The sequence below is a fragment of the Sphingomonas sp. PvP055 genome (assembly GCF_040546365.1).
In the GTDB taxonomy this organism is placed as follows: Bacteria; Pseudomonadota; Alphaproteobacteria; order Sphingomonadales; family Sphingomonadaceae; genus Sphingomonas; species Sphingomonas echinoides_A.
Map to the genome: position 1 here is coordinate 168,936 of NZ_JBEPNS010000003.1, position 10,748 is coordinate 179,683.

The 10,748-nt window shown below is 65.0% G+C and carries 9 protein-coding genes and 1 pseudogene; 7 read left to right on the top strand and 3 right to left on the bottom strand.

Annotated elements, in window-relative coordinates; translation table 11 throughout:
• Nucleotides 1–74: 74 nt before the first annotated feature.
• From ABIC16_RS20715 to ABIC16_RS20735, 5 genes are all read left to right on the top strand, one after another.
• The gene (locus ABIC16_RS20715) at nt 75–947 is read left to right on the top strand and encodes a LysR family transcriptional regulator (RefSeq protein ID WP_354292808.1); all 873 of its coding nucleotides are present in this window, start codon (nt 75–77) and stop codon (nt 945–947) included.
• Nucleotides 944–2,095, top strand: coding sequence for a TDT family transporter (locus tag ABIC16_RS20720; RefSeq protein ID WP_354292810.1), 1,152 nt, complete (start codon nt 944–946; stop codon nt 2,093–2,095). The genes ABIC16_RS20715 and ABIC16_RS20720 overlap by 4 nt, the downstream gene beginning before the upstream one ends.
• 107 nt (nt 2,096–2,202) lie before the next feature.
• The gene (locus tag ABIC16_RS20725; RefSeq protein WP_019054679.1) at nt 2,203–3,447 is read left to right on the top strand and encodes a molybdopterin-dependent oxidoreductase; all 1,245 of its coding nucleotides are present in this window, start codon (nt 2,203–2,205) and stop codon (nt 3,445–3,447) included.
• Nucleotides 3,448–3,460: 13 nt separating this feature from the next.
• Nucleotides 3,461–3,937, top strand: a complete 477-nt coding sequence (locus tag ABIC16_RS20730; protein ID WP_037535047.1) for a hypothetical protein — start codon at nt 3,461–3,463, stop codon at nt 3,935–3,937.
• A 60-nt stretch (nt 3,938–3,997) separates the two neighbouring features.
• Nucleotides 3,998–4,755 (top strand): IS5 family transposase gene (locus ABIC16_RS20735; RefSeq protein ID WP_132898307.1). Its coding sequence is split into 2 segments (ribosomal slippage): nt 3,998–4,331 and nt 4,331–4,755, totalling 759 coding nucleotides; the frame shifts between segments, so codons are not numbered across the junction.
• Nucleotides 4,756–4,828: 73 nt separating this feature from the next.
• On the opposite strand, the gene ABIC16_RS20740 is transcribed toward ABIC16_RS20735, so the two are convergent.
• The 3 genes from ABIC16_RS20740 to ABIC16_RS20750 are packed head-to-tail and all read right to left on the bottom strand — an operon-like array spanning nt 4,829 to nt 7,559.
• On the bottom strand, nt 4,829–5,341 hold the full coding sequence (locus ABIC16_RS20740; RefSeq protein WP_107963382.1) for an MgtC/SapB family protein: 513 nt from the start codon (nt 5,339–5,341) through the stop codon (nt 4,829–4,831).
• Nucleotides 5,338–6,408 carry a sulfite oxidase gene (locus ABIC16_RS20745; protein ID WP_037535043.1) on the bottom strand — a complete coding sequence of 357 codons (1,071 nt, stop codon included), beginning with the start codon at nt 6,406–6,408 and terminating at the stop codon, nt 5,338–5,340. The genes ABIC16_RS20740 and ABIC16_RS20745 overlap by 4 nt, the downstream gene beginning before the upstream one ends.
• 59 nt (nt 6,409–6,467) lie before the next feature.
• Nucleotides 6,468–7,559, bottom strand: coding sequence for a YeiH family protein (locus ABIC16_RS20750; protein ID WP_183128845.1), 1,092 nt, complete (start codon nt 7,557–7,559; stop codon nt 6,468–6,470).
• Between the two features lie 110 nt (nt 7,560–7,669).
• Between ABIC16_RS20750 and ABIC16_RS20755 the strand changes: the two are divergent.
• A pseudogene (locus tag ABIC16_RS20755) lies at nt 7,670–8,548 on the top strand (LysR substrate-binding domain-containing protein).
• A 91-nt stretch (nt 8,549–8,639) separates the two neighbouring features.
• The gene (locus tag ABIC16_RS20760) at nt 8,640–10,070 is read left to right on the top strand and encodes an IS1182 family transposase (RefSeq protein WP_354292813.1); all 1,431 of its coding nucleotides are present in this window, start codon (nt 8,640–8,642) and stop codon (nt 10,068–10,070) included.
• The last annotated feature ends 678 nt before the right edge of the window (nt 10,071–10,748 follow it).

Sequence of the window (10,748 nt, forward strand, 5' to 3'; positions counted from 1 at the left end):
TGATTGGAATGACCATAATCTTTGGTTGGTGAGATTGATCTCCTTTCCCTATTATTAGGGCAAGGAGATCGGGCATGACCCTGGAACAACTCAGGATTTTCGTCGGTGTCGCAGAGCGCGAGCACATGACGCGTGCTGCCGAAGCGCTCAATGTGACGCAGTCGGCCGCAAGCGCTGCCATCGCCGCGCTAGAAGCTCGGCACGGCGTGCCGCTGTTCCACCGGGTCGGCCGCGGGATCGAACTGTCCGAAGCGGGCCGCATGTTTCTGATCGACGCACGCGCCGTCCTTGGCCGTGCGGCTAGCGCGGAACTTGCACTGGCCGAATATGCCGGGCTGGAGCGCGGCACACTGCGGCTGGTCGCAAGCCAAACGATCGCGGGCTATTGGCTGCCCCGCCAGCTAGCGGCGTTCCATGCGCGCTACCCCGCGATCACGATCGAACTGGCGATCGACAACACGGAAGGGGCCGCGGCGCGCGTGCTCGACGGTGCGGTCGAGCTCGGCTTCGTCGAGGGTGTGATCGACGAGCCCGCGCTCGCGCATTGGACGGTCGCTAACGACCGCATGGTGCTGGTAAGCGACCGCGCAGCCGACACGATCGACGAGGACTGGATCCGCGCCGCACGCTGGATCGTCCGCGAGCAGGGATCGGGCACGCGCTCGTCGTTCGAAGAGGTATTGCGTCAGCGTGGCGTCGATCCGTCGGACCTCACCATAGCGCTGACCCTGCCATCGAACGAGGCAGTCCGCAGCGCGGTCGAGGCCGGCGCAGGCGTCGCGGTGCTGTCGCAGCATGTCGTCGCGCCAGCAATCGCCGCCGGAACGTTGCACGATCTGCCGCTCGGTCTGCCGCGGCGTCCGTTCTACGCGCTGCGCCATAAAGAGCGGTATCGAACGCGCGCGGCAGATGCGCTGACCGATCTCATCAGGGAGCCTGGCAAGTGACCGCCGATCTGAAACCCGTTCTCGATGGCCTGAAGCCCCTCAGCCGGCTCGACTCCCCGCGCGAGATGATCCGGCAGTTCACCCCCAACTGGTTCGCCGCTACGATGGGCACCGGCATTCTCGCGCTCGCCTTGCCGCAGGTGCCGGGCGTCGGCGCATCGCTGCACCCGGTCGGCGAGGCGCTGTGGTACTTCAACATCGCGCTCTTCACGCTGTTCGCCGGGCTCTACACCGCGCGCTGGACGATGTTCGGACACGAGGCGCGGCGGATCTTCGGGCACAACACCGTGTCGATGTTCATCGGCACGATCCCGATGGGGCTGGCGACGATCATCAACGGATGTCTTGCATTCGGCCTGCCGCGGTTCGGCGCTGGCGTGATCCCGATCGCCGAGACATTGTGGTGGATCGACGTCGCGATGTCGCTCGCCTGCGGTGTAGCGATCCCCTACCTCATGTTTACTCGGCACGAACATTCGCTCGACGGCATGACCGCGGTGTGGCTGCTGCCGGTGGTCGCGGCGGAGGTCGCAGGTGCGAGCGGCGGCCTGCTCGCCCCGCATCTGGCGGACGCGCATCACCAGTTCGTCGTGCTCGCAACGTCGTATGTGCTCTGGGCTTATTCAGTGCCGGTCGCGTTCGGCATCCTCGCGATCCTGATCCTGCGGATGGCACTGCACAAGCTGCCGCACGAGAGCATGGCCGCCTCGAGCTGGCTCGCGCTCGGTCCGATTGGCACCGGCGCGCTTGGGATGCTGGTGCTCGGCAGCAACGCGCCCGCGATCCTCGCCGCCAACGGCCTGGGGCAGATCGGCGCGGTAGCGCAGGGGATTGGCACGATTGCCGGGCTGCTGCTCTGGGGTTTCGGTCTGTGGTGGCTGGCGCTCGCGACGCTGATCACGATCCGCTACTGGCGCGCGGGCATTCCGTTCAACCTCGGCTGGTGGGGCTATACCTTCCCGCTTGGCGTCTCCACGGTCGCCACCTTCAAGCTCGGCACGACGCTTCAGCTCGGCTTTTTCGGGATCGTCGGCACTGTCCTCACAGTGGCGCTCGCAGCAATGTGGCTGCTGGTCGGCGCCAAGACGGTCGCGGGCGGCTGGCGCGGCAACCTGTTCGTGTCGCCCTGCATTGCCCAAGCCAATTGATGGGCCAAACCGATCGTCCTGCCGGATCGAACCGGCGAATCTGATCGACCCGTACCGGGCAGACCGGCGGACGGGTCGCGCATACAGAACATGACAGAAACGGGAGAATGTTGGTGGACAGCCTGGATATGAAACTGGCGCAGGCGACGAACCGCCGTCGCTTTCTCGCAGAGGCCGCGATCGGCAGCGGCGCGCTGATCGCCGCACCCGCGCTGGCGCAGAGCATGGTCGATCTGCACCTGCCGGGCGGTCCGTCGGAACGGCCGATGACCAGTGCGTTCCCCGGCAAGGGCAACATGATCCTCCAGCGTATCCACCCGCCTTTGCTGGAAACGCCGATGAGCGTGTTCAATGGCGACGTCTTCACGCCAAACGACCAGTTCTTCGTCCGCTGGCACTGGGCTGACATTCCGACCGCGATCGATGTCGAGGCGTTCCGGATCAAGGTGCACGGCGCGGTCACGCGGCCGCTGTCGATCTCGCTCGCGCAACTGCTGAAGTTGCCACGCGTCGAGCTGGCGGCGATCAACCAATGCTCGGGCAATTCGCGTGCGCTGTTCCAGCCGCCCGTTGCCGGTGCGCAGTGGCGTCACGGGGCCATGGGCAACGCCAAATGGCTCGGCGTGCGCCTGCGCGACGTGCTCGACATCGCCGGCGTGAAGCCGGGCGCGGTTGCGGTGCGGTTCGGTGCGCTCGACCAACCGGTGGTCGCGGGTGGACCGGATTTCGCCAAGTCGCTGTCGATCGACCACGCACGCGACGGCGAAGTGATGCTCGCCTTCGGGATGAACGGCGAACAGATGCCGCTCCTCAACGGCTTCCCGGTCCGGCTGATCGTACCCGGCTGGTATTCGACCTATTGGGTCAAGATGCTGAACGACATCGAGGTGCTCGCCGCACCCGACGACGGTTACTGGATGGCCAAGGCGTACAAGATCCCTGACACTCCAGGCGCGAACGTGCGGCCTGGCCAGAAGGATTTCCCGGCCGTGCCCATCAACAAGATGATCCCGCGCAGCTGGGTCACGAGCCTCGACGAAGGGCAGGCAATCGCGTTCGACCGGTCAATCCCGCTGGGCGGCATTGCGATGGGGGGCGATTGCGGCGTCGCCAAGGTCGATGTGTCGACCGACAACGGCAAGACCTGGTACAAGACAGTGCTCGGCCCCGATCACGGCAAATACAGTTTCCGCCGCTGGGATGCGCAGGTGCCGCTCACGCATGCGGGCCCGACCAGGCTGATGTCGCGCTGCTGGAACACCGCCGGCATCGCGCAGCCGATGACGCCGATCTGGAACCCGGGCGGGTTCATGCGCGGCAACATCGAAACCACCAACATCGTCGTCGGCTGAGGAGCGCTCCCCCATGAAAACGCCTTCCATCGGCACGCTGTCGTTCGGGTTCGTCGGCGCGACCGTCGTTCTTCTGCTCGCGATTGGTGCCCCGAACAGCCGCGTCGCCCCGCCGCCTGCCGCCCCGACCGCACCACCGCCGCCAAGCGTCTCGGCGCGCGGCTTCTCGCTGGCGTCCACTTCGGTCGATCTCCCAACCGACGAAGGGCAATATCCCGCCGGCCCGCATGCCGACGTCATCAATGCGAACTGCACCTCGTGTCATTCGGCGAGCATGGCGCTGAACCAGCCGCCACTCTCCGCCGACCAGTGGACCGCGGAGGTCACCAAGATGCGCGAGGTCTACAAAGCCCCCGTCGCCGCAGCCGACGTGCCGGCGATCGTCGCTTATCTGACCGCCATGAGCGCAAAGCAGCCGGGCGCCGCGAAGGGCAAGGCGCAAGACCCCGATCCGAAGGCTGCGCCCGACGTATCGGGGGGATCAGGCTAGGGTCAGGACCCATTGATGTGAGAGGCGCGATCTGATTCAGGCTCCGTGAGGAGTCTGAGGATGAGCGACCTGTACTGGCTGACGGAGGAGCAGATGGCGCGCCTGCGGCCATATTTCCCAAAGAGCCATGGCAAGCCGCGAGTTGACGACCGGCGGGTGTTGAGCGGCATCGTTTTCGTGAATCGCAATGGGCTGCGCTGGCGTGATGCGCCCAGCGACTACGGCCCGCACAAGACGCTCTACAATCGCTGGAAACGGTGGGGTGAGATGGGTGTGTTCCTCCGCATGATGGAGGGCTTGGCTGCCGCTGATGCCGACCCAAAGACCGTCATGATCGACGCGACATATCTGAAGGCGCACCGCACGGCATCGAGCCTGCGGGTTAAAAAGGGGATCTCGGGCGCCTGATTGGTCGCACCAAAGGCGGCATGAACACGAAGCTCCACGCCGTGACCGACGCAAACGGCCGTCGGCTCAGCTTCTTCATGACCGCCGGACAGGTCAGCGATTACACCGGTGCGGCCGCATTGCTCGACGATCTGCCCAAGGCGCAATGGCTGCTCGGCGACCGCGGGTACGATGCCGACTGGTTTAGGGATGCCTTGCAGGCCAAGGGCATCCAGCCATGCATACCAGGTCGGAGGTCTCGGCTTGAGCCCATCAAATACGACAAACGCCGCTACAGGTGCCGTAGCCGTATCGAGATCATGTTCGGACGGCTGAAGGACTGGCGCCGCGTTGCGACCCGCTACGATAGGTGTCCGACAGTCTTCTTGTCCGCCATCGCCCTCGCTGCCACCGTCATCTTCTGGCTTTGATCAACGAGTCCTGACCCTCATGAAGTCCTCCGTCTGCAAAACTACTGGTGCACCGTTTCGCGCCAAGGATTATTCAGGGTTTCTGCTCGGCGTCCCGCCGGTCCGCTTCGGCCGGGGTCTGCCGAGCGCGTTCGCGGATACGGCGTTCGAGCGGTGCGCCGACGAACAACACTAGCATCGCCAGCAGCAGACCGCCCACAAGTAGTGGCCACACCGCCAATCCCGCTGCCGCTCCGAGCGTCGCTGACACCCAGATGCACGCCGCCGTTGCTAGCCCGTGCACCTCCTGCCCGCTGCCAACGCGCAGGACCGCGCCCGCGCCGATGAAGCCGACGCCGGATAGGATGCCCTGCATCACTCGACCTGCTGCATCGGCGTTCACGTTCGGCAAGCCGCTGTGGACGATCGCCTGGACGGCGATGCAACTCGCGAGCCCGACCAGCCCCAGCGTCCGCAGACCCATGATCTGTCGGTTCTCGCGTGACCGTTCCCAGCCGAGCGTCATGCCGGCCGCCGTCGCCACGATCATCCTGCCGATCGCGTCGACCCAGAAGGCGAGATCGACCGACAAAGGCGGCGGATTCACTCGACCAGCACGTGGACGTGGTGCCAGGCCGTGCAGAGGTATCCGGCGAAGTTCCACATCGTATCGGGTAGTTCGGGCTGACCCTGGCCCGCATCGTCGAACGCGCGCACCACAAGGTGCTGGCGCCCCTTGGGCAGTTCCGCATCGAGCGACCAGCGCTGCCAGCTCCACTGCCCGTCCGGATCGTCGGAGAAATCGGCCTGCCGCCAGTCTCGACCGCCGTTCAGCGACACCTCTACCCGCGACACGTCGCGCTCATAGGCGACGGCATAGCCCTCGATCCGGACCTTGCCCGCGGGCAGACTCTCGCCCGAACCAGGCGAGCAGATCGCGGCGTTGAGCGGCATGGCGTTGATCGTCAGCCCTTGCGTCCAGTCCGCCGTCTCGCTGGTCACGTCGGCCGGAAAAAGCTTGTAATCGTGCGCCTGGATCGGCGCCTCGGAGGGCGTGTCCTTGACCTCGATCCGGGTCAGCCACTTGGCGCTACGCACGCCAGCATAGCCTGGCACGACCAGACGCAACGGCGCACCGTGCTCGGATGCCAGCGGTTCGCCGTTCATCGCCCAGGCGAGCAGCACGTCGGGCGCCCGCGCCTTGGTCATAGCGATCGAGACGCCGAACGGTGCCACCTCGCCTTCCACATCCACCTCGTCAGCGCCGGTGAAGCAGACGAACAGGTTGGACGCGTCCGATGCTCCAACTGCATCCAACAGGTCTGCGAGCCGCACGCCCGTCCACTCGGCATTGCCGATCGCGCCTATGTCCCACGGATCGCCTGAAGTCTTGCCCACCTGTTGGAGATCGGTCCGGCGGTTGCCGGCGCACTGAAGCACAGCCGTGACAGTCCGGACCGGAAAGCGCGCCTTCAACTCCGCAATCGAGATGGAGCACTCGCCCACACTGATCCCGCCCACCTCAATCCGGTGATCGGCCGGCAGGTCCGGCACGGGCCCATGGCTGCGCACATAGAACAGGTTCTGTGGCGTCAAGAACCGCTCGATCAAGGCGCCGGGCACCGGCTCGGCGTTGTAGGGCTCGGGGTTCCGCTCTATCATCAGCTCGCTCATGCTATTGTAACGCCTGACAATCGGTTTGGCCTCACTCTCATCCTCACTATCTTGCCCGATCATGCGATGTGCAGCGCGGCCAGCAGCGTCAGGCTGATCGCGGCCAAGCCGAGCAACGACAACACGACGGCCATGGTCACGCGGCCCCCGGCCTTGGCGACGGTGCGGACGTCCACGCCGAGCCCGAGCGCCGCCATGGAAACGACGGTCAGCAGCGTGGCGCTCCGGCCGATCGGCGCGATGGCGACGGTCGGCACCAGACCCAGCGAGCGGCAGGCGACCAGTGCGAGGAAGCCGATGATGAACCAGGGCACGAGGTGGGCGAGGTCCATCCGCTTGGCCGTAGGCGCACCGGCGACGAACTCGCCTTCGGGAACCGACTGCGGCGCGAGACGAGGCGCCACCAGCGACAGAACAAGGCACACCGGCCCGAGCATCAGCACGCGCACCAGCTTGACGAGCGTACCCATCTGCACGGCGGTGGCGCCCAACGGCGAGGCGGCTGCGATCACCTGCGGCACGGCATAGACAGTGAGCCCGGCGAGCGCCCCGAAGGCGAGCCCGCCCATGCCGAGCGCAATCCCGAGCAGTGGCAGGCCAAGCACTACCACCACACCCAGTACCGCCGTGAACGCGATCGAGGCAGCTACGTCGTCGCTGTCGGCGCCGATTACCGGTGCCACGGCCGCGATGGCGGAGTTGCCGCAGATTGAATTGCCGCAAGCCACCAGCAGCGCCATCCGCGTCGGCAAGCCGAGCAATCGGCCGATCCCAAAGCTGAGCAGGATTGCGCTCACGACCACGCCGGCGATACCGGCGAGGAGCGGCAGCCCGGCCGCCAAGATGGTCGCGGCACTGACCGAAGCACCGAGCAGGACGACCGCCACCTCCAGTAAGTATTTGGCGCTGAATGCGATGCCTTCGTGCCACCTTTCATCCGGGGTCCACAGGCTGCGCACGGCGGTGCCGATCAGGATGGCGAGCACCAGCGCCTCCAGCCACGCCTTGCCGGCCAGTGCGCGCTCGCCCGCCTCCAGCGCGTAGGCCGAGCCGGTGACGGCGAGGCAGAGGCCGACGCCGGGCAGCAGCGCGGGCAATCTGCTAGTCTGGACGGTAGGGAATATACGATCGGGATAGGCAAAACTGGCCACGGCGGTGTTCCTTCCGTCGCACGATCTAAACCCTGCCTACCGATCGCTCCAACTTAGCCTTGTTGTCATTCCGATCGTCAATCGTGATCGGTTTCTATATTAGGTGCGGTGTGACACTGGAGCAACTGCGCATCTTCGTCGGCGTGGCCGAGCGCAAGCATATGACCGTCGCGGCGCGGCCTTAAACGTCACGCAGTCAGAGGCTTCCGCAGCCATCGCCTCGCTTGAGGAGCGACACGCAACCAAGCTCTTCCACCGCGTCGGGCGCGGCATCGCTCTGACAGAGGCCGGACGGCTGTTCCTGACCGAGGCTCGCGGAGTTCTTGCGCGGGCCGACGCGGCCGAGACGGTGCTGGAGGAGCTTGGCGGGCTGAAGCGGGGCACGCTGCGCCTCGTCGCCAGCCAGACCATCGCCGCCTACTGGTTGCCGCCCATCCTTGCGGCTTTCCATGAGCGCTATCCGGCGATTAGTATCGAACTGTCGATCGGCAACACCGGGCAGGCCGCGGGCACGCGTCTATGACGGCAAGGCCGATCTGGGTATTGTCGAGGGCGAGATCGACAACCCGGCGTTGGCGCATTGGCCGATCGGCGAAGACCGGCTGTTGCTCGTCGGAGCACAGCCTTTCGGCGACGCCGACATCGACGTGACATGGCTGCGACGAGCACGCTGGGGGCAACGGGAGCCTGGATCAGGCACGCGATCGACGTTGAATAGCGAGTTGCGCAGCTTGGGAGTCGATCCGGCTGCCCTCGACGTGGCGCTGACGATGCCGTCTAATGAAAGCGACCGAACGGCCGTGGAGGCTGGGGCGGACGTTGCTGTCCTGTCGGCGCTAGTGGTCGACCCGGCCATCAAGGCAGGTCTGTTGCACGTCGCACCGATCACATTCGCTCCTCGCCCCTTCTTCGGGCTGCGGCATAAGGAACGCTATCGCACGAAAGCCGCGGATGCGCTGTTGGACGTGATCGGGTTGCAGCGGCGGTAGGTACGCATCGGCATTCTCAAAACGCCATCCAGACCGTGCGAAAACTCGCTGGGTGATTCCACAAGGTTGCTGACGGGCGTATGCTGTAATCATGGCATATATCGAGGGTCATGCGCGCGACCAGGCGCTGCTGCTGCCGGCATCGGTAGAGGATTATGTGGCAGCGGATAGTCCGGTTCGGTTCATAGACGCGTTCGTTGATGACCTCGATCTGGGCGAGGCCGGTTTTCATCGGTCGCGGCCGAAGGCGACGGGGCGCCCAGGCTATGACCCGGGCGACATGCTCAAGCTGTATCTGTACGGCTATCTCAACCGGGTGCGGTCGAGCCGACGGCTGGAAGCCGAGGCGGCACGCAACCTCGAGCTGATCTGGCTGCTGCGTGGGCTTCGGCCAGACTACAAGACCATCGCTGACTTTCGCCGCGACAACCGGAGCGCCTTCAAGGCAGTGTTCCGCGCCTTCGTCGTCCTATGCCGCAAGCTCGACCTGTTCGGGCGCGAGCTGCTGGCGGTGGACGGCACGCGGCTGAAGGCGGTGAACAACCCGGCACGCAACTTCTCCCGTGACAAGCTGGCCAGGTATATTGCCGCGGCCGACGAGCGGCTTGAGGGGTATATTGCCGAGATGGACGCCATCGACCGCGGCGAGGATGGCCATGCGCCTGGCCGCAGCGGGGCACTGGCCGCGAAGATCGCCAGGGTGCGCGAGCGGCGTCAGGCCCAGGAGGCGATGCTGCACGAGCTGAACGCCAGCGGCGAGAGCCAGATATCGCTAACCGACCCCGATGCGCGCGCGATGGTCACGGGTCGAAAGACCACGGTCGGCTACAACGCGCAGGTAGCGGTGGATGCGAAACACAAGCTGATCGTCGAGCAGCACGTTACCAACGCCGGCACCGACATGGGTCTGCTGGCACCCACTGCTGGGGCGGCGAAAGACGCGCTAGACGTCGAGCAGATCGATGTGGTCGCCGACATGGGCTATTACAAAGGCGAGGACATCGAAGCATGCGAGGCGAATGGTATCACACCCTTCGTCGCCCGGCCGAGACGGGGCAGCGCCATCGCCAATGGCCGTTTCTCTAAGGATCTCTTTCGTTACGATGCCGAGGCGGACGCGTACCACTGCCCGGGTGGCCGGACCCTCGACATCAGCTATCGCGCGGTGACGCGCGGCCACGCCAACATCCAATATTCCAACCCCGCCGCCTGTTCGGACTGCGCAATCAAGTTGAACTGTACCAGCAGTCGCTGGCGGCGCATCAACCGTTGGGAAAACGAGGCGGTGCTGGACCGCATGGCGGCGCGCTTGGTTGCGCGCCCTGATATTCTTGCCGTTCGCCGCGAGACGGTCGAACACCCGTTCGGCTCGATCAAGCAATGGATGAACCAGGGCGCATTCCTGATGCGCGGGCTGGAGAAGGTTCGCGCCGAGTTCAGTCTGACCGCGCTCGCCTACAATCTAAGAAGAGCCATTACCCTCATCGGCGTGCCGGGGTTGATCAGGCCCGTACAGGCCTGATCAAGCTCGCCAAATCTGCTGCGCAGCGCTCAATGGCTTCCCCTTGAAGCCACCACAGCGCCACCAGAGCGCCACCACGGCAGTAACTCAAAAATATTTGCGCCCAGCTCCACCGTTTAACAAAAGACGTCCGTGCTCATGTGACGGCGAGTTCTCGCACGGTCTGCCATCCTTTTTGGGACCGCCCGCGATCGCCATCTCCTTCCTGAAACCTGTCTGACCGCACTCTACCAGATTTGCGCCATAGTAGGACGGGACATCGCCCACGAGCGGCCGGATCTGGCAGTAGCTGTCGTTCGGCAGACCGTGCCGGGACGACGCCCTTGTCCCAGAAGGCGTAGATTACGGCGGAAAACCCTGTCGCCATCCTGGATGCACGACAAACGGGTGATTCCAGACGGCAGCCACCGGATCGTCGCAAAAGGCGGTCGCGAACCTCGATTGGCGACTGTTTTGTCTTTCCGGACAGACAACGCGCGGCGAGTGTCGACCAAACCACGACGTCCACTGGCGTTTCGCGAATGTTCGGATCAGACAGGAGCGGCCGCCCGAGCTTCACGAACCTGTTCGCCAGCGCTCGCCAAAACCCGGTCGTCACAGCCAAAATTTAAACTGTCCTCAAAGCGAGTTCTGACACGCGGCTCTGCTACCTACGGGCGGATGGAAACCCGCACTCCG

Coding starts and splice junctions, on each gene's coding strand:
- ABIC16_RS20745 (WP_037535043.1), bottom strand. CDS start 6,408: ATGAGCGAGCTGATGATAGAGCGGAACCCCGAGCCCTACAACGCCGAG.
- ABIC16_RS20725 (WP_019054679.1), top strand. CDS start 2,203: ATGTTGGTGGACAGCCTGGATATGAAACTGGCGCAGGCGACGAACCGC.
- ABIC16_RS20730 (WP_037535047.1), top strand. CDS start 3,461: ATGAAAACGCCTTCCATCGGCACGCTGTCGTTCGGGTTCGTCGGCGCG.
- ABIC16_RS20715 (WP_354292808.1), top strand. CDS start 75: ATGACCCTGGAACAACTCAGGATTTTCGTCGGTGTCGCAGAGCGCGAG.
- ABIC16_RS20760 (WP_354292813.1), top strand. CDS start 8,640: ATGGCATATATCGAGGGTCATGCGCGCGACCAGGCGCTGCTGCTGCCG.